The organism is Haloarcula sediminis (assembly GCF_035656455.1).
Taxonomy (GTDB): Archaea; Halobacteriota; Halobacteria; order Halobacteriales; family Haloarculaceae; genus Haloarcula; species Haloarcula sediminis.
Genome location: NZ_JAYMGA010000001.1, coordinates 998652 through 1020356 on the forward strand (window position 1 = coordinate 998652; position 21705 = coordinate 1020356).

24 protein-coding genes and 1 tRNA gene are annotated in these 21705 nt (G+C 60.5%); 13 read left to right on the top strand and 12 right to left on the bottom strand.

What is annotated here, in order from left to right:
• Positions 1 to 42 precede the first annotated feature (42 nt).
• Positions 43 to 681 carry an RAD55 family ATPase gene (locus VJ162_RS05415; RefSeq protein WP_324662898.1) on the bottom strand — a complete coding sequence of 213 codons (639 nt, stop codon included), beginning with the start codon at positions 679 to 681 and terminating at the stop codon, positions 43 to 45.
• A gap of 200 nt (positions 682 to 881) precedes the next feature.
• On the opposite strand from VJ162_RS05415, the gene VJ162_RS05420 reads away from it, so the two are divergent.
• A tRNA-Arg gene (locus VJ162_RS05420) sits at positions 882 to 956 on the top strand.
• 507 nt (positions 957 to 1463) lie between these two features.
• Here the strand turns inward: VJ162_RS05420 and VJ162_RS05425 are convergent.
• Genes VJ162_RS05425 through VJ162_RS05440 form a run of 4 tightly spaced genes read right to left on the bottom strand, consistent with a single transcriptional unit; the run spans position 1464 to position 5234 of the window.
• On the bottom strand, positions 1464 to 2252 hold the full coding sequence (locus VJ162_RS05425) for an ABC transporter permease (RefSeq protein ID WP_324662899.1): 789 nt from the start codon (positions 2250 to 2252) through the stop codon (positions 1464 to 1466).
• Positions 2249 to 3112 carry an ABC transporter permease gene (locus tag VJ162_RS05430; protein ID WP_324662900.1) on the bottom strand — a complete coding sequence of 288 codons (864 nt, stop codon included), beginning with the start codon at positions 3110 to 3112 and terminating at the stop codon, positions 2249 to 2251. Before VJ162_RS05430 ends, VJ162_RS05425 begins: the two co-directional genes overlap by 4 nt.
• Positions 3109 to 4152: an ABC transporter ATP-binding protein gene (locus VJ162_RS05435; protein ID WP_324662901.1), complete on the bottom strand. Its 1044-nt coding sequence runs from the start codon at positions 4150 to 4152 to the stop codon at positions 3109 to 3111. The genes VJ162_RS05430 and VJ162_RS05435 overlap by 4 nt, the downstream gene beginning before the upstream one ends.
• Before the next feature lie 5 nt (positions 4153 to 4157).
• Entirely contained in the window at positions 4158 to 5234 is a 1077-nt protein-coding gene (locus VJ162_RS05440) for an ABC transporter substrate-binding protein (protein WP_324662902.1), read from the bottom strand.
• 147 nt (positions 5235 to 5381) lie between these two features.
• Here VJ162_RS05440 and VJ162_RS05445 point away from each other — a divergent pair, with 147 nt between their 5' ends.
• From VJ162_RS05445 to VJ162_RS05470, 6 genes are all read left to right on the top strand, one after another.
• A complete protein-coding gene (locus tag VJ162_RS05445; protein WP_324662904.1) occupies positions 5382 to 6173 on the top strand; it encodes an enoyl-CoA hydratase/isomerase family protein in 792 nt (263 codons plus the stop codon).
• Positions 6174 to 6175: 2 nt separating this feature from the next.
• Entirely contained in the window at positions 6176 to 8368 is a 2193-nt protein-coding gene (locus VJ162_RS05450) for an acetate--CoA ligase family protein (protein WP_324662905.1), read from the top strand.
• Complete coding sequence (locus VJ162_RS05455) at positions 8331 to 9158, top strand: enoyl-CoA hydratase/isomerase family protein (RefSeq protein ID WP_324662906.1); 828 nt, start codon at positions 8331 to 8333, stop codon at positions 9156 to 9158. The genes VJ162_RS05450 and VJ162_RS05455 overlap by 38 nt, the downstream gene beginning before the upstream one ends.
• The gene (locus tag VJ162_RS05460) at positions 9155 to 9943 is read left to right on the top strand and encodes a carbon-nitrogen hydrolase family protein (RefSeq protein ID WP_324662908.1); all 789 of its coding nucleotides are present in this window, start codon (positions 9155 to 9157) and stop codon (positions 9941 to 9943) included. The genes VJ162_RS05455 and VJ162_RS05460 overlap by 4 nt, the downstream gene beginning before the upstream one ends.
• Positions 9944 to 10017: 74 nt before the next feature.
• Complete coding sequence (locus VJ162_RS05465) at positions 10018 to 10560, top strand: Lrp/AsnC family transcriptional regulator (protein ID WP_324662910.1); 543 nt, start codon at positions 10018 to 10020, stop codon at positions 10558 to 10560.
• A gap of 442 nt (positions 10561 to 11002) precedes the next feature.
• Entirely contained in the window at positions 11003 to 11467 is a 465-nt protein-coding gene (locus VJ162_RS05470) for a GIY-YIG nuclease family protein (protein ID WP_324662912.1), read from the top strand.
• Between the two features lie 366 nt (positions 11468 to 11833).
• On the opposite strand, the gene VJ162_RS05475 is transcribed toward VJ162_RS05470, so the two are convergent.
• Positions 11834 to 12250, bottom strand: a complete 417-nt coding sequence (locus tag VJ162_RS05475) for a PIN domain-containing protein (RefSeq protein ID WP_324662913.1) — start codon at positions 12248 to 12250, stop codon at positions 11834 to 11836.
• A 9-nt stretch (positions 12251 to 12259) separates the two neighbouring features.
• On the bottom strand, positions 12260 to 12490 hold the full coding sequence (locus VJ162_RS05480) for a hypothetical protein (protein WP_407066828.1): 231 nt from the start codon (positions 12488 to 12490) through the stop codon (positions 12260 to 12262).
• A 347-nt stretch (positions 12491 to 12837) separates the two neighbouring features.
• Between VJ162_RS05480 and VJ162_RS05485 the strand changes: the two genes are divergently transcribed.
• The 5 genes from VJ162_RS05485 (at position 12838) to VJ162_RS05505 (ending at position 17754) form a co-directional block, all read left to right on the top strand.
• Positions 12838 to 13914: a hemolysin family protein gene (locus tag VJ162_RS05485; protein ID WP_324662917.1), complete on the top strand. Its 1077-nt coding sequence runs from the start codon at positions 12838 to 12840 to the stop codon at positions 13912 to 13914.
• A gap of 191 nt (positions 13915 to 14105) precedes the next feature.
• Entirely contained in the window at positions 14106 to 14828 is a 723-nt protein-coding gene (locus VJ162_RS05490) for a hypothetical protein (protein WP_324662919.1), read from the top strand.
• Between the two features lie 51 nt (positions 14829 to 14879).
• Positions 14880 to 15482, top strand: a complete 603-nt coding sequence (locus VJ162_RS05495; RefSeq protein ID WP_324662920.1) for a class I SAM-dependent methyltransferase — start codon at positions 14880 to 14882, stop codon at positions 15480 to 15482.
• A gap of 104 nt (positions 15483 to 15586) precedes the next feature.
• On the top strand, positions 15587 to 16468 hold the full coding sequence (locus tag VJ162_RS05500) for a universal stress protein (RefSeq protein WP_324662922.1): 882 nt from the start codon (positions 15587 to 15589) through the stop codon (positions 16466 to 16468).
• A gap of 269 nt (positions 16469 to 16737) precedes the next feature.
• Positions 16738 to 17754: a DHH family phosphoesterase gene (locus VJ162_RS05505; protein WP_407066833.1), complete on the top strand. Its 1017-nt coding sequence runs from the start codon at positions 16738 to 16740 to the stop codon at positions 17752 to 17754.
• A 1-nt stretch (position 17755) separates the two neighbouring features.
• On the opposite strand, the gene VJ162_RS05510 is transcribed toward VJ162_RS05505, so the two are convergent.
• Complete coding sequence (locus VJ162_RS05510; protein WP_324662925.1) at positions 17756 to 19678, bottom strand: beta-CASP ribonuclease aCPSF1; 1923 nt, start codon at positions 19676 to 19678, stop codon at positions 17756 to 17758.
• Positions 19679 to 19906: 228 nt separating this feature from the next.
• Between VJ162_RS05510 and VJ162_RS05515 the strand changes: the two genes are divergently transcribed.
• A complete protein-coding gene (locus VJ162_RS05515) occupies positions 19907 to 20080 on the top strand; it encodes a DUF5786 family protein (protein ID WP_324662927.1) in 174 nt (57 codons plus the stop codon).
• Here VJ162_RS05515 and VJ162_RS05520 read toward each other — a convergent pair whose 3' ends face one another.
• From VJ162_RS05520 to VJ162_RS05535, 4 genes are all read right to left on the bottom strand, one after another.
• Positions 20081 to 20419, bottom strand: a complete 339-nt coding sequence (locus VJ162_RS05520; RefSeq protein ID WP_324662928.1) for a glutaredoxin family protein — start codon at positions 20417 to 20419, stop codon at positions 20081 to 20083.
• 38 nt (positions 20420 to 20457) lie between these two features.
• Positions 20458 to 20691, bottom strand: a complete 234-nt coding sequence (locus VJ162_RS05525) for a BolA family protein (RefSeq protein WP_324662930.1) — start codon at positions 20689 to 20691, stop codon at positions 20458 to 20460.
• A gap of 109 nt (positions 20692 to 20800) precedes the next feature.
• Positions 20801 to 21097, bottom strand: a complete 297-nt coding sequence (locus VJ162_RS05530) for a HalOD1 output domain-containing protein (protein ID WP_324662931.1) — start codon at positions 21095 to 21097, stop codon at positions 20801 to 20803.
• A gap of 118 nt (positions 21098 to 21215) precedes the next feature.
• Entirely contained in the window at positions 21216 to 21626 is a 411-nt protein-coding gene (locus VJ162_RS05535) for a CoA-binding protein (RefSeq protein WP_324662932.1), read from the bottom strand.
• Between the last annotated feature and the right edge of the window lie 79 nt (positions 21627 to 21705).

A 21705-nucleotide genomic window follows, 5' to 3' on the forward strand; every position in this document is an offset into this window, starting at 1 on the left:
GGCTTCGGCTGTGTGACAGCGAGGTGGCGGCTGTCGCTCGTGTCAACCGCTGTTGTCGAGTGTCGCTGTTTGGGTGTCGCCGTCGGGCAGCGTGAGCGTCGCCGTCCCGTCGACGTCAATGTCGACAGTGGCGTCGAACAGCTGTTCGAGCGTGTTCGTCGTCTCGCCGTCGTGGGCCGTCGACTCGAGGGTGTACAGCCCTAGACCGTCGACGGTCCCGACGCGAGAGGTGAACACGTGGAGGAACCGGAACACCGTCTGGAGGTTCGCATACAGCAACAGCGTGGTCAGCGAATCGACCATGACGCGGTTGTACTCGCGGCGTTGCTCCGCGTAGAGCGTCTGGATAAACTCCGAGAACTTGACCCCGATCTCGCTCATGTCCCGGGGGGACGAGGCATACTTGGTCGTGTCGGCGTCGGTGGACCGACCGATGTGCTGGGTGAGCGCGTCGACGACCGCGACCTCGGTGTCCCCCCCAGCCAGTGGGGCAAGCATCTCACGTACCCGGGCCGCGCTGTCGCGGGTCGAGACGATAATCGTCCCGTCGCCGCGCGGGGCACCGACGGCGAGTGTCTCCGCGGCCAGACAGCGCTTGCCTGCCAGCGGGGGTCCCGAAAGCAGGATATTCGTCCCCTCCGGAACCGCGACACCGCTGAACGGGGGGCCTAGTTCGTACATAGACGGGCAGACGATAGGACCGGAACTATCTCCACCTGGCCCTGACACGCATATAGATTTTTCGCCTCGTTCGAGGCGGAATTTACCGAAGGGTGTCCAGTAGGCCGTTCACTGCCCGGGTCAGAGATAGTGTGTGGGACCCACATCGCCGATGCGAATCGGTTGGTTTAAACCGACACACCAGTCTATGTTTGAATACAGGGCGCTTAGCTCAGCCTGGACAGAGTGCTTGGCTTCGGACCAAACCGTCGGGGGTTCAAATCCCTCAGCGCCCGTATCGGTTAATTCTGGCGAATTTTTGACTTTTGAGCCTTCTGACCTCTAAATCCGTTTTTGTCTTTTCAGTTCCTTTCGTTCGACAGTCGAACGGTTCTGAATCGGAGCGGCGTCATCTGGTGATTCACGCACATCTACACAGCTCTCCATCGAGAAAATCAATCGCCAATTGCAGCGTCACCATCGCTTGTGTCGGTTAACTCACGGCGTTCGAGAACCTTCCCAAACGCTGTCAAATACTCCGTGCTGAATATAGAGGATGAGTTCAGCATAGCGCTGTGCTTTCTTTCACCACCACGACACTGAACTAACTGCTCACTAAACTTGCGTGTTGAGAGCCGCAACTTCTTTCGGATACAGTTGATATTTGCCGCGCCGTTATGAGACAAGGATGTGGGGGGAAGGCAACTAGCCAAGATTCCTACAAATACGGATCTCGTAGCCTACATCTCGCAAGTCCGAACGTGGAAGCCGTCGTGAAACGGATTTTCAGGGAGAACGGAACGTTAGGATGTGGAGAGTTTCCGACTGGCGAGGGCCACGACCAGCATGACGACGATAAGTATGACGGAGAGCGCATTGATCGTCGGGGTCAGACCCGTCCGGAGCATCGTGTAGATGACAACCGGGACGGTGCTAGTGCCGGGGGCGATGAGGAACTGCGTGGCGGTGAACTCCCCAAAGGAAACGACAAAGGCGATGAACGCGCCCGCGAGGATGGCCGGCAAAATAATCGGACCGGTCACGTGGCGGAACGTCGTCATGGGATCGGCACCTAGGACGCGACTGGCCCGTTCTAGGTCTTGGTCGTAGGTCAGCAGTTCTGACCGCACGAGCAGAAAGACGTAGGGGAGCGACAGTACCGTGTGCCCAAGGACGAGTGCTGGGAAGCCCGAGGGGAGGTTTATCTGGCTGAAGTAGCGCACGAGCGCGATCCCCGTGATGACTGGCGAAATAATCATTGGAAGCAACATGACATTCGCAATCTGCTCTTTATAAGGGAACTCTCCACGGACGAAGCCGATAGCAGCGATGGTTCCAATGATTGCCGAGAGTATCGCCGACGCCGTTGCGACGATGAGGCTCACGGTCAGCGCATTGAGCAACTGCTCGTCGGTCAGTAGCTCGTCGTACCACTTCAGCGAGAAGCCTTCTTGGGGGATCACCGGGAAACTCTGGGGGGTGAACGACGTTATGAGGACGATGAGGACGGGCAACAGCAGGAAAGCGAACACGAGGGCGATGAATGCCCGGAACGCGATTCCCTGTAGTCGCCCTGCAGTGTCGGTACTCATATGTTGCCCAGCACCTCCTGGAGGTCGAACAGAGTGTTGAAAACTAACAGGAGACCGACGAGCAACACCGTGTAGATGATAGCCAGCGCTGAGGCGAATTGGATGTTGAAGTTGTCTAGGAACGCTCCTGCGATGACGTTCGCGATCATCGTCTGGTTAGGACCGCCCAGTACGGCCGGCCCGAGGAACGACCCGGCCGCGAGGATGAATACGATTAGGCCGGCCGCGATTAATCCGGGCAGACTCAAGGGAAATATGATTTTCACAATGGTATGCCACTTCCCAGCCCCGAGTACACGCGAGGCGTTGATCAGCGCCTCGTCGATGGCACTTAGCGAGTTGTAGATTGGCAACACGGCGAAGGGTAAATAGACATTCGCCAGGCCGACGATGACCGCGGGCGTGGTAAAGAGCAGATCGTTCTCAAAGCCCGTCAGGTCGGCCAGCGGCCCGGCTGGCGACAGGAACAGCAGGATCCCAAAGTACCGGACGATGTAGGCGATCCACAGCGGGACAATGACAAGCGTCATCATCATCTGGACACGCTCCGTCGAAAAGGCTAGAAAGTACGAGATCATGTACGCCAGCGCGAGCGTGACGATGGTCGTGACGATACCGAACAAGAACGACCGGACAAACGTGTCCACGTAAATCCCATCCATCGCGCGGGCGTAGGATTCGAACGGCGTTGACGACTCGAGGTTCAGACTCTCTGGGACCAACAGCAGGACCGGGAGGATAAAGAAGAGACCCACGAAGCCGAGGCCGAACAGCGCTAGATGGCGGGTCCCGACGCGGCCCTCTAACTTCTCACCAATAACGTGTGTAACTCGTCCGAGACGGTCCTGTCCGACGCTCATAACACGATCACCCGGTCGGCCGGGAACCGGAGGAAAACTTTGTCACCGACCGTGATGTCCGGGAAGCGCGTGGTGTGAGCCAGTGCCGTCAAGCCGTCTTCGAATTCGACGGTTATCTCCGCGCGGTTCCCAAGGTTGGCTATGGAGCGGACAGTCCCGGAGAACTCGTTTTCGCTGTCGGTCGGCTCTGAATGAACTTTGATGTCCTCGGGGCGTACGTACAGCGATACGGATTTGTCGCCCTCGATAGCAGAGTCTGGGAGCGTGATAGCCTTGCTGTCGTTGTAGACGACTGCGCGCCCATCCTCGTGGGTGACGGTTCCATCGAACTGAGTGGACTTGCCAATGAATTCCGCGACGAACGGGTTCGCGGGCGACTCGTAGATGCGCTCAGGGCTGCCGATCTGCTGGTCGTGGCCGTCATCCAGCACGATGACCCTATCAGACATCGACAGTGCGTCCTCTTGGTCGTGGGTGACGTACAGCGTCGTGACGCCGACCTCACGCTGGATTCGGTTGAGCCAGCCGCGCATTTCTTCGCGGAGGACCCGATCCAGTCCGGTGAGTGGTTCGTCGAGCAGGAGAATGTCGGGTTCATAGGCGAGCGCCCGGGCCAGCGAGACGCGCTGTTGCTGGCCGCCGGAGAGTTCTCCCGGCTTGTGGTCACCGTGGTCAGGCATGTCGACGAGATCAAGCGATTCGTCGACCCGGGTCTCGATATCGTCCGAGGTATTCCCGTGCATTTGCAGCCCGTACGCGATGTTCTCGCGGACGGTCATGTGAGGAAATAGCGCGGTCGACTGGAACGCCATCCCGATATTCCGCTTCTCGGGTGGCAGATCGGTTACGTCTTTTTCGCGCAGACGAATGTGCCCCTCCGTCGGTTCGACCAGACCAGCGATAGAGTGCAGCGTGGTCGATTTCCCGCAACCCGAGGGACCGAGCAGCGTGACTAACTCTCCTTCCTCAACGCGAAAGGAGAGGTCATTGACCGCACAGAGGTCCCCGTAGTACTTCGTTAAATTCTCGACTTCGAGCATGGACATCAGCTCTGTTTGATTGTATCAAGGCGCTGCGTCCAAGCATCCTCCTTGGGCAACACCACATCCCAGTTGCGGAAGGCGAGGTCCTCGGCCGGCGCGTAATCGGGCAACGCCCGCATCTTCTCAGGCGGATCCTTCACTTGGACGGTGTAGTTCATTGCATCGGAGAGCGAGAGTAGGTTCTCACGTTTATACGTATGGTTGAGCAACTCGTGGGCCTTCTCTCGGCTTTCCGATCCCTTGACAATCGCGAGGTTGTCGGCCCAACCCATTGCGCCCTCCTCCGGTATGACGTATTCGATGTTGTCGTATCCCTCCTCTTGGAGTGCGAGCACACGACCGCCCCACGCTTCGCATATCCAAGCGTTCTCCTGGCGGAGGTACTGGATTGAGGTAGCCCCGTCGCTCCAGTAGGAGAAGACGTTCTGGTTCTCCTCGCGTGCACGCTCGAACATCTGGTCGGTCTTTGATTCGTCGTCCGGTACCTCGTTAATGTTCAGCCCTGCAGCGGCCGCCGAATTCGATAGCCGGTCGATTGTACGGTCGATGAGTGATACTTTACCCTCGTAGGCAGGATCAAGGATTGCATCCCATGAAGTGAGTTCTCCGTCGATCTGGTCCGTGTTGTACGCATAACCGGTCGCGCCGTTCTCCCGGATGAGCCCCATCGTATCCTCGCCGTCCATGTTAAACGAGAGCGTCCGGGCCGTCTCAGCGATGTTTTCCTCATAGTTCGGGACCATCGATAGGTCGACTGGTTCGAGGACATCTTCCTGCTGGGCGCGAGCCATTCCCGTATCGTTGAGTGCCACGATGTCGAACGAGCCGGGATTCTGTTTGATCAGTGAAATCATCTCCGTCGTCCCGCCTGCGGACGTGCCCTCGACGCTCGTTTCTGAGTCCCAGCTATCGAAGACAGACATCTGTGCCTCCTGCGTGTTGCCACCGAACCCGATGAATCTGAGTTGGCCCCCGGAACTGCTACCACCGGGAGTTGATGAACAGCCGGCTAGGGCTGCAACCGATCCTGCGCCTGCTGCAAGCACGTCGCGCCGTTTGAGCATGTCTTTGTGTGACATAACCATGAGTGTGTACAACACAATCCTATAATAATCCTTCGCAGATTGCAAAACTTGAATTGGAACTTCTTTCAATTATTGACTCAATATTAGGCCTGAGCAATATTTATATGGCTCACCGAATTGTGTCTACGTAGTGGACCAATCATGACTACAACAACGGAGGCCCCCACGAGGTACGAGCGTGAGGGCGATATTGCACGCATCTGCTTGCATCGACCGGACAGTCTCAACGCAGTGACGCCCGCGATGTACGAGGGCATCTGTGACAGCCTCAACCGTGCGGCCGAGGCGGACGTACGCGTCATCATCCTCGAAGGCGAGGGACGGGCCTTCTGCGTCGGCGCAGATATGGAGCAACATGACGAGACCGAGCGAACACAGAAAGAGCGCCGTGAGTATGTTTGGCAGGCACAGGAGGCCTGTGAAGCGGTTCAGACCCACCAACTCCCCGTGATTGCGAAAGTCCAAGGATACGCTATCGGTGCTGGCGCAGAACTGGCCCTCAGCACGGACTTCGTGCTCATGGGTGAAGACGCTGAGATGCGGTTCCCCGAACTGTCCATCGGAACCTACATTGGCGGCGGCGTTACGTACACGCTGACCGACCGCGTCGGCCGGGCCCGCGCAAAAGAACTGATTCTCTCGGCGGCGTCTCTGACCGGCGTGGAGGCCGCCGACGAGGGCATCGCAACGAGTGCACACCCGGCAAACGAACTTGACGCCGCAGTCGACGAGTTGGCCGCTAAACTTGCTGACAACGCCCCGATACCGATGGCGTTCGCCAAGGAGCAGTTCGGGCGAGTGGACCGGGCAACGCGCGACGATGTGTTGACGGCAGAGGCCGAAGCGCTGCTGGCCTGTATGGCCACTGATGACTGGCAGGAAGGCGTCGACGCGTTCGCCGAAGACCGTGAGCCAACTTTCGAGGGGGCCTGAACATGCCGGACGGTTCAACTGACATCGACCGTATTATGAATCCTACCTCGGTCGCTGTTGTCGGTGCCTCGACCGACGAAACCAAACGCGGCTATCAGGCCATCGAGACGCTCCAGGTGGGCGGCTACGAGGGTGAGATCTACCCAGTTAATCCCTCTACTGACGAGATACGCGGCCTAGATGTCTATCCAACAGTCTCATCAATCCCCGGCAGAGTCGATCTCGCGCTCATCGTCACGCCCGCGCCGGTCGTCCCACAGATTCTCGAAGATTGCGCGGATACGGATATAGCGGGTGCAGTGGTCGTCGCCGTCGGGTTCAGCGAAGCGGGTGCGGATGGTCGGAAACTCGAAGACGAGATCGTTTCTCTTGCCCGCGAACACGGTGTCAGACTCATCGGCCCCAACACTTCCGGCATGATTAACGTCCACGAAGGATTGAACCTGGTCGGTGCCGACACCGTCCCGGAAGGGAATCTCGCGCTCCTGTGTCAGAGTGGGAACATGGCCATTTCTCTCTTCACCGAGGCCGCGACCAGGGAAGGTGTCGGCTTTAGCCACTACGTCGGCGTCGGCAATGAGGCTGACCTCCAGTTTCACGAGTACCTGACTTTCTTCGACGCGGACCCCAAGACCGATGCCGTCGTCTGCTACGTTGAGGGGATGAGTGACGGGCGAGCGTTCCTCAAAGCGGCCCGTGAGGTGGCGACAGACACGCCGATTGTCGTATTGAAGAGCGGCCGCTCGGACGTGGGTAAGCGGTCGGCCTCCTCCCACACCGGATCGATGGCCGGCGACGCAGCCGTGACTGACGCCGTTCTCGAACAGGCCGGCGTCGTCAGCGTTTCACGCTCGGATGAACTTTTGTCAGTCGCGAACGCGCTGTCGTCGCTCCCAATCGCTGATGGGGATAGCATCGCTGTCCTCGCCGATGGTGGCGGGCACGCCACGCTCGCGGCTGATGCGCTGGACGAACGCGACCTCTCTATCCCGAAACTGACCGAGGAAACGCAGGATCGCCTCCGAGACGCTCTTCCGGACGCGGCCAGTGTCGTCAACCCGGTTGATGTCGCGGGCGGTACCGACGATGATCAGTCCGTCTTCGTTGACTGCGCCGAAGCTATCGTTGCCGACCCGAACGTCGACGCGCTCATGCTCTCCGGACTCTTCGGCGGCTACGGCATCCGCTTTGCTGAACAATACACCGATGTCGAAATTGAGGCCGCCCGTGATTTAGCCGACTTAGCTGCGGCCCACGACACGCCGCTGGTCGTCCAAAGTGCCTACGAAGGCTTCGACACGGAACCTCACGAAGTCTTACGAGAAGATGGGATACCGGTTGTCGAATCGCTTGATGTTGCAGCCGCTAGTCTAGACGCGCTGGTGGCTTACGGCGAACGCGTTGCGGCTGCCGACGAGAGCAGCGATTTCCAGCTGGTGAGCAGGGACGATACGGCCAATCCCACTATCGACTCGCTGGCCGATAACCGGACACAGCTCTCGGAGTTCGAATCCAAGCAGGCACTCGACGCGGCCGGCCTGCCGGTCACGCCCTTCGAACTCGCGACCAGTTCGGTCGAGGCGCGCAATGCTGTGACCGCCTGCGATGGCCCGGTCGCGATGAAGATCGTCTCGCGCGATATCGTTCACAAGTCCGATGCCGGCGGCGTTGCCCTGAATGTCTCCGTCGGAGATGCGGGCGAGACATACGGCGACTTGCTGGCGGCGGCCAGCGAATACGACTCCGACGCGCGGATTGACGGTGTACTCGTCTCGCCGATGGTCGATGCTGGGGTCGAACTCATTGTCGGCGTCGTCGATGACGACCAGTTCGGTCCCGTGGTGATGTTCGGCATCGGCGGCGTCTTCGTCGAGGTCCTTGAAGACGTGGCGTTCCGGGCACTTCCGCTCACCGAGGCGGACGCCCAGGCGCTACTGGACGACATTGATGCCCAGGAATTACTTGACGGGACACGTGGGAACACGCCGATCAACCGCGACGCGGTCGTCGACCTTCTCGTTTCGGTCTCGGCGTTCGTCGAGGCTAACCCCTTCGTCTCCGAATTAGATTTGAATCCTGTGTTTGCGACCGCTGACGGTGTCGAAATCGTTGATGCCGCCATAACGCTTGATCCTGATGGAACCATGCGATCTGACTGTGAACCGCGTGTACAACGAGGCACTACCGATGATTAATCTGGACGCACCGATTCGAGTCGAACAGCCTGACGACCACGTCGCTCGCGTGACCTACGATCGCCCTGATGCGATGAACGCCTACAACGAACCGCTCCTTCGCGGCGCAGTTGAAGCGTTTGAGCGCCTAGATGACCGCGACGAGATTCGAGCGATCGTTTTGACTGGTGCCGGCAACGCCTTCTGTGCTGGTGTGGACCTGACAGATATGCCCCTGACGCCCGAGATGGACTTCGCCGAGTACGAGACTGGACTTGGCCTCTTCCAGAACGTCGTTCGGACGCTCCGGGGAACCGACACGCCGGTGATCGCGGCAGTGAACGGCTACGCCCTCGGCGCTGGCTGTGATACGGCATTGGCCTGCGACTTCCGGGTGGTCAGTGATGAGGGTGTTATCGGCGAGACATTCATCGATGTCGGGTTCGTCCCCGGGGATGGTGGCGCATTCCTGCTGCCGCGATTGATCGGTGAGGCCCGCGCCAAGGAACTCATCTTCACTGGGCGGAAACTCGTCGGCGAGGAAATCGTCGAGTGGGACCTCGCGCGCGAACAGGTTCCCACCGACGAATTGCTCGACGCCGCGGAGGAGTTTGGCACCGAACTGGCTGGTCGCCCCCCAATCGCACTGGGCCAGAGCAAGCAGCTGGTCAACGAGAGCCTCGATGTTGAACTCGACCGCGCGCTCGCAGATGCCACACGGGCACAGCGGATTTGCTCTCAGACCGACGATCACGAGGAAGCCGTCGCCGCCTTCAAAGGGGACCGCGACCCGGTATTCGAGGGCAAATGAAGCGGTTCACGGTCAGCCTCGTTCAGTTTGAGAGCTCCCTCGGCCCGGCCGACGACGGGACCACGGAGCGGATGGCCGAGGCTATTGCTGCGGCCGATGCGGACTTGGTAGTATTCCCAGAACTCGCAACGACGGGATACCATATCTTTGAGGACCTCCCTGACTTGGCTGAACCCGTTCCCGGCCCGACCATTGAGACACTGGGAGCTGCCGCCGCCGACGCGAACGCCGAGGTACTGTTTGGGATGCCCGTTAGAGACGGCGAGAGCGTGTATAATTGTGCAGTCTGGCTCACCGCCAACGGTGACATGCGCGCTCGCTACGACAAACGGCACCACTGGGGCGACGAGCGCGGCGTGTTCGCAGTCGGCGACGAGTACACAGTCGTTGATGCACCCTTCGCTCGGGTGGGTATCCAAATCTGTTACGACCTAAACTTCCCGGCCGCCAGCGCCGCGATAGCCCAGGCGGGGTGTGATGTACTTATCAATATTTCCGCTTGGACAGTCCAGATGGAGCGCGATTGGCAGACACTGTTGCCAGCACGAGCAGTTGAGCAGGGCGCGTACATCGTCGGTTGCAATCGAGCCGGGACCGAGGTGGGGAACACATTTTGCGGCCGCAGTACGGTCATTGAGCCCGACGGCTCACCAGTTGTCGAGATGGGGTCTGGTCCCGGCCAAGTCTCGGTAACGCTTGATCCCGGCGTGGTCGCGGCCGAACGCGCGCGGAATCCGATGCACGAGGACCGTCTGGCGACCGATGCCAACGCAAACGATCCGTGACGTTCGTGCGCTCCGATTGAGAACTCTCCAGTAAATCCACCCACAGATTGGAACAAAACCAAGCTATTACCGACATGAACGCCAACGACCAGCCAATGACGCAGATAACGCTCGACGATGTCGATTTCCAGATACTCCGACGATTGGACGAAGACGGAGACATCGATGTTGACGATTTGAGTGAGGAGCTCGACGTGAGCACGTCGACGATCTACTATCGGATGGAGAACTACCGCGAAAAAGGGATTCTCCAAGGAGAGATTGCCCAACTCGACCCGCAGAAGCTCGGTCTGGAGCTGACGGCGATTACGGAGATCAACGCCGACTACGATGGCCCCGGCTATGAGGAAGTTGCCGAGAAGATTGGGGCTCTCTCTGGTGTCCAACGGGTGTTCTTCATGCTCGGCGAGATGTCTTTTTATGTCCTCTCTCGGGTCCGCGACCACGAACACCTCCAGAAGCTGATGGAAGAGATCATTCAGACCGAGGGCGTCGAGAACTCGACAACGAACATCGTTCTCCGCACATTTAAAGACGAGGACCGCCTGCTGGTCAACTACGACGACGCGGATCTGGAGCAGATTTTTGGGGATGAGCACCGATCGGCCGACGACTGATACTGTCGGATAGCATCCGTCTTTAGTTAGGCGAAAAGTCGCATGATAGCGGCGGCTTTTCGAGAGGAATGAGGAGGAAACGGCTTTGCACACCAAAGCCTGTACCGAACGATACGTGCCTCACCTGTATCGAGCGACTCACTTCTCTGGAAGCGAGGAAGAATTCCGTGCAAGACTCGCGCCCTATATACAGCATCACCTATTCGAGCTACTCAGCGTCTGTCAGTAACGATATGATAAATAGAGACTGTTGTCAGCAAGCGATTCCTCCGAATCAAGAATTCAGAACTAAGAAGACGAATTGGTCGTCTTCAGATTATATCGCTATTCTCCTGTAAAGCAATAGCTGGTCTTGACGTGTTGTCCTGAATCCGATGGGGATCGCGGGATAAACTATGGAGCATTATTAACCTCCGTCTTGATTATCTGGTGATCAACTAATATGGATACTTCCGAGCTAGACGAACAGTTTGAGTTCGTCGGTTCAGCGATGGTTGAACGTGATAAGGATGGAGTGGTTGATGCCAAGCAGCCTCAAAAAGAATACTATAGATCGGACGAGAAGAAACTTCACCCATATGGAGAAGGGCCATTTTGTCAATTTACCGTTGGTACGAGTGAGTATGAGGGTTCTGAAGGGGTCTTGGTATTCGCTGTTGATAACGAAATAAAATACGTCGGAAGGTCATCGGACATCGATCGATATGTCCGCGAAATTGGAAATGTCAGTCCGAACTCGTGTTATGAAGACGTTGGTCAACAGACAGTGTGTCATGTTAATACAAAAATATTCTATGCCGCGCAAAACGGAAGGGAAGTCTCGTTGTGGGTTTCTGAATCGGATAATTCAAACTCACTGAAAAACCGGATAAAGACTAGGTATAGCCCATCTTGGAATCTTCGATGATAGCACATTTAGTATAGTTGCATACGGGCCCTGTGTTCAGCACAAGTCAGGAGAACAGTGTGATTCCAGACATACAACCAATATTCAACCTCTCGAATTCGGACGCCTCACGTCGAACAAGGGGATTCGTTCACCAGTTAAGCGAGCGCCCTCAGCGCCCGTATCAGATTATTCGTCCGAATCTATAGCTTAGAGCGGCTTTAAAACCGTATTCGGATTTGGCCGGAGATTACTTTCGTTCGGGTAGTGAACGATTCTGAGTCAGTGCAGTCCAGTGATTTGCGTCCATCCACGGAGGCCTATTGAGAGAAATCCAATCGGCGAACGAGTGACTCTCATCGGTTGCGTCAGCGAAATCACTCTGCCTCAGGACGTGTCGAACGAGTTAATTACGTCACTCGTCGAGTATGTCTCGACCAGATTCTGCTCGTCGAAGTCGGAATCGTCACTCCAGATAGCCGCATCGCTGGCTATTGCACACGCCAAATAGAGCACATCGTCGGGGTCGGTGTCACCGATTGCCGCGTCTGCGCTCTCGATAGCTGGGTAGAAGTCCTCAGCAGGAACGACTTCGATATACTGGAACAGAAGGTCGATGAACTGAGCCACCCGGTCTGGCCCCATCCCGGACTTGTTCACGATCAGTTCCTCATAGTTCTCGATTTCGTCGTAAACGAACGCGGGTGTCAGGAGGTTGGGTTCAAGCGTGACGATGAGTTCACGCGTTTTTGAATCAGCGATGAGTGCAGAGATAACGACGTTGGCGTCAATAACCAGCTTCATCGGTCGAGTCTATGCCGATTCCTCGTCAATGCGCTTCCGCCCACTCTCGTTTATTTTGTCGGCGATTTCCTGCACATCGCTCTCGGTGAGTTCGCTCTCACTGGTGAGTTCGTCCATCACTTCCAACGTCTCGATTTTCTCTTCTATGGCCTGCCGCGTGACCTCACTCCAGTTAATTTCCGGGTGGCTTTCCATTCGTTCTTTGAGGTCGTTGTCCACATTGACGGTGATACTGGGCATACAGGAAACTATTGATACACAGATTACTGTGTCTTTCGGTGAACTTTAGAATTCTCGAATTCAGCCACCTCACGCCTGAAAGGACGATTCGTTCGACAGGCGAACGAGCGCGCTCAGCGCCCGTGACTTCTGCGACGAACGACACTGAGTATCGGGAAGCGTCGGCTGGTGAGCGGCACCGTCGACCGTCGAGAAAGACCTCGTGCCGAGTGGCGTGCCAGCGCCGCTTGTCTCCGTTATCTCACCCCGGGACAGCGTCACACCGGTCCCAGCACGAGATTCACGCTGAATACGGAGAGTCCACACAGCGGGAGAGGGATTATTTATATCACTCCTGAAGGTCTCACATGAACGGTTTGGAACTAGCGGTTCGCCTGAGTGCCGGCGTCTTACTCATCCTCGCAAACGGGTTCTTTGTCGCGATAGAGTTCGCATTGACCCGTGTCCGGCAGTATCCGCGATCCGAGTTCGATGTCCCGGGTCTCCGGCGGGCCTGGGAGATGACACAGGACCTCGAGATCTATCTCACGAGTTGTCAGGTGGGTATCTCCGCAACCAGTATCGCTGTCGGTATCGTCGCAGAACCGGCGTTGGCAACGTTGGTGGATCCGATCTTCGAGGACTCGCTTCTGACGTCTGTCGGCGCCGGTGGTATCGTCGCGTTCGTCATCATCAATCTGCTTCACCTGACACACGGCGAACAGACCCCCACGTATCTGGGGGTGGAACGGACGAAGTTCGTCGCCCGATACGGTTCGACTCCGCTCTACTGGTTTGCCAAGCTCCTCTATCCGGTCATCGTCTTCGGCGATAGCGTCGCCAAATGGACGCTCCGGCGCTTTGGCATCGAGATGACCGGCGCCTGGCTCGAGACCGAAACCGACCGTATCGAATCGCGGGCGGACCTTCGCCATCGACTTGGCGCCTTGCTTGACCGGGGGGACCTCTCCGAGGAGCGCAAAGAGGAGATTATCAACGCGTTTGCTGTCGGTGAAAACCCCGTCAGCGAGGTTATGACCGAGCGCGGGGACATTGTCTTTCTCTCGACAGAGGTTGCCGTGGGAGAAAACCTCGACCGGATAGGAATGAGTCCACACACGCGATTCCCGCTAGTCGGCGAGGATCCGACCGATTACAGAGGGATTGTGTACGTCCCCGCAGTTATCGGCCGGATCGATGAGCTGCAACGCGGCGAGGCGACGTTTGAAGAGATTGCTGCCGAGCCGATGAGGCTGCGAGCGAGCACCCTCATCAGCGACGCCGTCGATCAGTTTCAAAACGAGCATCAGGAACTCGCACTTGTGTACGCCGAGAGCGAAGCGGACGTCGTTGGGTTGGTCACCGCGACGGACGCGCTCGAAGCCGTGATGGGTGAGATCGAAGACCCCCTCGATATCGAGCTCCGGGAACGAACAGCCGGGTGACAGTGCTAGGGAGAGACTGCCGTTTGGCCCGTCGGCGGTGGCGATACCACTGTGTCTTCAGCGCCTCGGACTCGGCGCTGCTGGACCCGAGGGGACGACGCCCGCGACAGGGGAGCGCGCCCGAGAGTGTTCGAGGGGCGGGTGGAGAAGCGTTCCCACACAGTTATTTTCGTCGGGACACTGGAGCAGGTGTGACAGAGTGGCCACCGGCAGACCCCGCTGACGCATCGGCGGTCGCAGACCACCGCGACGAGCTAGTCGCGGCGGTGCGAGACCACGCGGGACAGATAGCCTACCAGCTGGCCCGCCTCCAGGGGGGCGACTACGGCTCGGCGACCATCGAGACCGACCGCGGCGAGTGGACGGTGAAATACGAGGGCGGCGACCTGGAGTATCTCCGCTACGATCCGGGACGGGGAGACGAGGTGTACGTCATCTCGACCAAGCAACCCCCCGAACCGGGCGCGCTGGCCGACGCGCTCCGGGACTACGACGCTTTCGTCGCCGGGTTCGACGACTTCGTCGCGACCCACGAGGGGGTGCTCGACGACGTGTCCACGGAGTTCCCCGAGGTGGCGACCACCGACGGCGTCGTCGCCGAGCGCGACCGCGTGCTGGACCGGGTGCGCGAGGTCTGTGACCGAATCGCCGGACAGCTCCACCGCTACGAGGGCGGGGACTACGGGACGTTCACGGAGCGTGTCGACGGGACCCGCTGGGAGCTAAAGTGGGACCGCGACGGGGCGTCGTATCTCCGCGTCGGCGGTACCGGCGGGCTCTATCTGCTCTCGCAGTACGAGCCGCCGTCGGCGGCCGACATCCGCGAGTACGCGCCGCTGTTTCCGGCCTTTGTCGAGGCGTACAACGACTACGTCGACGCCTTGGAGTCGGATCTGGAGACGGTCGAGCTGTAGCTGGGGCGGTCGTGTCGGTACACCTATACGCCGTGAGTCCCCCGAACGAACGTGGATTCTAACGACGTCCGTGAGGCGTGGGCCGACCGGTCCGGCGAGTACTCGCCGACCTACTACGCCCACTACGGCCCGGACGAGACGAGCGAGTTGGTGCGGTCGAAGATAGCGCGGTACGCGGGAACGGACGCCCGCGTTCTGGAGGTCGGGTGTGGCGTCGGTCGACACCTCGCGGCGCTGGCCGAGGCGGGGTTCTCGGAGCTCGCGGGCGTCGACGTCAACGACGATGCACTCTCCGTGTTGCGGGAGACGTACCCGGAGCTTGCGGCAGTGGGCGAGTTCCACGCGTCGACCATCGAGGAGTACGTCCAGTCGGTCGAGACGGACGCCTTCGACGCCGTCTTCTCGGTTGAGACGCTCCAGCACATCCACCCGAACGCGACCTGGGTCTTCGAAGAGCTGGCGCGGGTCAGCAGCGACCTCGTCATCACTGTCGAAAACGAGAGCGGCGAGTACGGCACGGCCAATCACGTCGACGACCAGCTGCCGCTGTACTACCGGGACTGGCGGGCGATCTTTACCGAACTGGGGTTCGAGGAGGCCGAGTCGGCCGAGCGCAAGCGGGACACGGTACGGGTCTTCCGGGCCGGGGACTGAACCGCGCCGCCGGTCGGCGGCGTCCGGAGTCGGTCAGTCGATTCCAGCACCGACAGCGACTGTGACACCCACAACTATCAGTCCAGCGGTCGAATCGGCCGATAATGTACGACCACATCCTCGTGCCGACCGACGAGAGCGACCACGCCGAGCGCGCGGCCGACCACGCGGCGCTGCTGGCCGGGGCGTTCGACGCGACAGTCCACCTGCTCACGGTCGTCGACATCGAGGCGGGCGCGGGCCCGTTCTCCGCGGGCGGTGTCGACAAGAACTACATCGAGCGACAGATGACCGACCACCGCGAGGCGCTGGCCGAGCGCGAAGCCGACCTGAACGTGCCTGTCGAGACATCGGTTGCGACGGGCGCGCCCTCCGAGGGGATACTCGACTACGTCGAGGACAACCAGATCGATCTCGTGGTGATGGGGACCCACGGCCGGAGCGGACTGCGTCGCTATCTGACCGGGAGTGTGGCCGAGCGGGTGGTGCGACTGTCACCGGTTCCCGTGCTGACGGTGCGGGCGACCGAGACCGGCACGGTAGGCAGCGGCTACGGTGACATACTCGTGCCGACAGACGGGAGCGAGCGGGCGGCGGCCGCGGTGGGACACGCGATAGCGGTGGCCGGCGCGTTCGGAAGTACGGTCCACGCCGTCAGTGTCGTCAACGTCGGCGACATCGCCACCGGTGCCGATGTCACCGTCCCCCGTGATCTGCTCGCGGAGTTCGAAGACGCCGCAGCGGAGGCCACCGAAGCCGTCGCGCGCGAGGCCGAGGACGCCGGTCTCGACGCCGTGACCGAGGTCCGCACGGGACGGCCCAAACAGGACCTCCTAGAGTACATCACGGACCGCGATATCGACCTCGTGGTGATGGGGACTCACGGTCGAACTGGTCTGGACAGAGTCTTGCTGGGTAGCACCGCGGAAGCGCTGCTCAGACGCGCCGAGGTACCGGTACTGACCGTGAGCGAACCGAGCGACTGACTTCGCCCGCACGGCCTAGCAGTACCGGACGTGGTCTCACGGGGCCTTGTTGTAGTGCTCGAATCGGTTGGTCGGGTTCGGTATCGCGGTGCGGTCCTGCGGTACGGAGTGGACGCCGGCAACGAAGGGTACGTCCGCGCGGTTACGGAGACTGGTTTTATTGTGTCCCCAATCTAACGTTTTCGCGTGGCACAGACACTCCCCTTTCGGGGGTCACACGTCAGCCGTCGGCCGTCCGGCCCGACATGACCTCCGACACGGAACTCCCTATGTGCGGACCACAGCGGCTCTGGGACCTGCTGGACGACAGCGAGACGCTCACTGTCGTCTGTCACGACAACCCGGACCCGGACTGTCTGGCAAGCGCCGTCGGCCTGGGCACCATCGCCGCCGCCGCGGGCATCGACGAGCGACACATCCTCTACAGCGGGGAGATATCCCACCAGCAAAACCGGGCACTGGTGAACTTGCTCGACATCGACCTGGAGCCGTTCCGCATCGAGATGGTCCGGGCCCGCCCGTCAGACGGCCTGCTCGCGTTCGTGGACCACTCGATAGCCGGCGAGAACAACCGCGTCCCGCCCGGGACGGACATCGACATCGTCATCGACCACCACCCGGTCGAAGACATCTCGGCCCGGTTCGTCGACAGTCAGGAGGCCGTCGGGGCGACGGCGACCATCCTCACCGAGTACATCCGGACGCTGCCGGTGGAGCCGACCGCACGCGTCGCCACCGCGCTCCTCTTTGCCATCCGGCGTGAGACGCTTGACTTCCTGCGCGGCGTCACCCGCAGCGAGTACGAGGCCGCCGCCTACCTCCACGAACACAGCGAGCCGAAGATGGTCAGGCGGCTCTCGACGCCGGCCGTCAGCAGCGCGACCGTCGACACTATCGCCCACGCCATCGAGAACCGGCGGGTAACGGGGGCAGTGCTCATCTCCCAGGTCGGCCGGACCAGCGAGCGCGACGCGCTCCCCCAGGCGGCCGACTACCTGATGAACCTCGAAGGCGTCGAGACGGCCATCGTCTTCGGACTGGTCGAGGACACGATTCAGATAAGCGCCCGCTCGACCGACTCGCGGGTGCATATGGGCGCTGTGCTCCACGACGCCTTCGACGACGTCGGCAGCGCCGGCGGCCACCGCGAGATGGCCGGGGGAACCGTCGGCCTGGGTATCTTCTCTGGGTACACCACCGACGACCAGCAGCTGATGGGCATCGTCGATCAGGTTATCAGGTCGCGACTCCGGCGGGCGCTCAACATCGACGACGGGGAGACGTGAGTCAGACGAACCGGAACGTCTCGAGGTTCTTCGGATTGAACGTCCGCATGTTGAACTTCTGGTACAGCGCCGAGGAGAGCTGGTTGGTCGAGCTCTCGTCGCCGTGGACACAGAGCACCTTCTCGGGGCGCGGGTGCATCGTCTCGACGAACGTCTCCAGACCCTGCCGGTCGGCGTGGCCCGAAAATCCGTCGACGGTCTCGATGTCCATCTTCAGGCTGACCCGTTCGGCGCGGGGCCCGCTCTTGTCGGACATCGTGATCTCGTCCTGCCCGCGCTGAATCTGCCGTCCCAGGGTCCCCTCGGCTTGATAGCCGACAAAGACCATCGTGTTGTCCGGGTCCCCGCCCAGCAGGCGGAGCCAGGACATGACGGGGCCGCCGGTCACCATCCCCGAGGTGGTGAGGATGATGGCCGGCTCGTCGTCAACGATGTCCTGTCGCATCTCCTCGCCGCCGTCTACCTGCTGGAACTGCTCGGCGAGGAACGGGTTGTCGTCCTGATAGAGGATGCGGTCCCGCAGGCTCTCCCGGAGGTACTCCGGATAGGCCGTGTGGATGGCCGTCGCCTCCCGTATCATCCCGTCCAGATAGACGGGCATCGTCGGAATCTCGCCCGAGCTCATCGCCTCCTCCAGGACGAGCATCAGCTCCTGGGAGCGACCGACGGCGAAGGCGGGAATCAGGATCTTCCCCTCCTTCTCGTGGGCCTCGTTGATGACGCGCTTGAGGACGCGCTCTGAGTCTTCCTGGTCGGTCTGGTAGTCGTTTTTCCCGCCGTAGGTGGATTCGAGGATGAGCGACTCCACGCGGGGGAAGTCGTTGACAGCGCCGTCGAGCAGGCGCGTGTCCGTGTAGTGGATGTCCCCGGAGAAGGCGACGTTGTACCGGCCCTCGCCGATGTGGAAGTGACACACCGCCGACCCGAGGATGTGGCCGGCGTTGTGCATCGTGAGCTTGATGTCGGGCGCGATGTCGGTGACGTTGCCAAACTCAAGCGGGATGGTGTGTTTCAGGGCGTCCCTGACCTGCTGGCTCTCGTAGGGCGGGGCGCGGCCCTCCTTGGCGGCCACGTCCAGATAGTCGAGTTGAAGCAGGCCCATCAGGTCCCGCGTCGGCGCGGTGGTGTAGATGGGACCGTCGTAGCCGTACTTGAAGAGGATGGGGATGAGCGCGGAGTGGTCGAGGTGAGCGTGTGTCAGGACGACGGCGTCGATGGAGTTCGGTCCGGCCGCAAGCGCCTCGGGCACCTGAAGATACGGCACTTCGCCCTCGGCGCCGGGTTTGTCCCCACAGTCGATGAGGATGCGCGATTCGGGCGTCGAGAGGATAAAGGAGGCGCGCCCGACCTCGCGACAGCAGCCAAGCGTCGTCAGGCGGACCCAGTCGTCGTCTGCGGTCTCGGGCCGGTTTATCTGGCGGCCGACCCGTTCCAGGATGTCCCGGCGCTCGTTGCGCTCCTGTTTGAGGAAGTTCCGGACGTTCGAGACGGTGTTTGACTCCATCGGCGGCGTCCGGACGACCTCGGGTGTCCAGCCGACGCTTGCTGAGATCCGGTCCAGCGTCTCGCCGTGGCGCCCGATGACGCGACCGGGTTTCTCGGCCTCGATGAACACCTCGCCGGTGTCCCCGTCGAAATCGAGGTTCTGGACCCCGGCGTCCTCTGGGATGGTGTCCTCGATGGTGGCTTCGGCCTCGGCCTGTGGGACCAGGGCGTCCTGGGTCGGGCGGACGTTGATTCGCTTTCGGAGCGTCTGTGCCAGGTTCCGGACGATCCCGTCACGGGTGGCCACTTCCTTGGCCTCGGGCGTGTAGATAACGAGTTCCGGCCCCTCGAAGGAGACAGATGCGATTGTGATGTCGTCGGGCGTCTCCGCCTCGACCTGTGCTTTGATCTTCTCTAAGGTCTCGTCTGCAGTACTCATGAATGTGGAAAGCGGCGGTTGGAGGTTCAGCCGTCCGAAGACGAACGGCTATCGAATGTCGGTACCTAGCCGAAAGACAACCACAGATAAGAAACTTCCCCTCCCGGGGAGGCGGGTAGCAGGCGCTACCGCGCCGCGAAGGCGGAAACCGCCCAAGCCACGCGATACCACGCCCCGAAAGACGTGACTACCGAGCCATTTTAGTGACTGTCAGCACAGCTATTATACATGGGTTTTGGTAGCTACGACGAGTCCGAGCAAAAGGACCAGGACGTGGACACGGACGACAGCGAGGGCGTCGCTGTCCACGAAAACGAACACGACGGGGACGTATCCTTCGAGGTCGAGGGGTCGACGAGCGACCTCGTCGACAAACTCGGCGAGATGCGGGACGAGGAGTAGTTACGCGTTCAGCGTCTCGGCGAGGTCGCCGCTGTCGTCAAGCTGTTCTAGGATGTCGCTGCCGCCGACGAACTCGCCGTCGACGAAGGTCTGTGGGACGGTCTCGCGCCCGCTGTACTCTGAGAGGGCCTCCCGGTAGGCCTCTGTGGCCGTCAGGACGTTCACCGTCGCCACGTCGTCGCGATACTGCCCGATGAGCCCCAGGGCCTTCCGCGAGTAGCCACACTGGGGCATCATCTCGGTGCCTTTCATGAACAGCGCGACCTCGTTGTTTTCGATGGTCTCTTCGACGTTCGCGTGGGCCTCTTCGGGCGAGAGTGTCTCGGGTTCGAAGCTCATGACTGCCCGTTACGGGTCAGCGGGGAAATGCGTACCGCTCACTCCGGCGTATCGGTCGTCAGTTCGATGGCGTGGATATCCCGAGTGAGGTGCTCGCCGAGCGCGTCGTGGACGAGCTGGTGCTGGTCGACGAGGGACTGCCCCTCGAAGGCCGGCGAGACCACGTCGACCGCGTAGTGGCTGTCGTCGTCGGGGTCACGCGGCGTCGTCACCGTCGCCGTCGCCTCGGGAATCTCCCGCTCGATGATCGCCGCGACTTCGTCTGCGTTCATACCCGGGGAGAGGCTACCAGCGAGGAAAACAGTTTGGCTCTCGCTACGGCGAACGGTCTGCTGTAGATTATCTCCGACCCCGAGCCGGCGGCTACCACAGTACTCCGTCTCAGTCGTCCTCGGGCGCGACGGTCGCGGTCCCGTCACCGTACAGGACGACAGCGCGGCCGTGATGTGTAAACGCGACCTTCGATACGCCGTCCATCGACGGTACCAGCCGGTCGAGCGTGTCGGGGTCGACCGTCTCCCCCAGCGGTTCGATCGCCGTCGGGTCGGCGTTCGCCGCGACGCTGAGGAGCCGAACGGCGGCGACGCTTGGCGGTGTCTCGTTCCAATTAAAATCCCTAGATATCCTTCGCTCGGAGCCACCCCGTCCCCCGTTTGTTCCCGGACTTCTTTTCTCCATATGAAACAGAGGTTATCGCCCCCATATATAATTATACCAACGTTCGGTCGGTGAAAAGACGCTGGCAGACACGGATAAGAGTCATAGAAGCCGGTGCCGGACCGGGAGCGGCGTTGGCTCACCCCAGCAAGGACTGATGGGTCGGCTTCATACACCGGTCCTGCACGACGCGTCGGCCGGCCGCCTCTGCGCGGGCCACCGCTTCGTCGTCGTGGATGCCCAACTGGAGCCAGATGACGGCGTCGTCGTCCCTGTCGAGTGCAGCGTCGACGATACCGGCGACCTCCTCGCTCGGTCGGAAGACATCGACGATGTCTACCTCCCCGGGGACATCGGCCAGGCTATCGTAACACTCCCGGCCGAATATCTCGTCCGCGAAGGGGTTGACCGGGACGACGTCGTAGCCGTGGTCGAGGAGGTACTTCGGTATCTCGTGGGCGTCCTTGCCGGGAGTGGCGGAGCAACCGACGACGGCGACGCGGTCCAGCGCGAGTATCTCTCTGAGTGCTGTCTCGTCCGTGACTGGCATAGTATAACATACAGCCGCCCGAGGAAAGTCATTTCGCTTGGGAGGGCGCGTCGTCGGGCGCCACGGCCGGACGGCGACT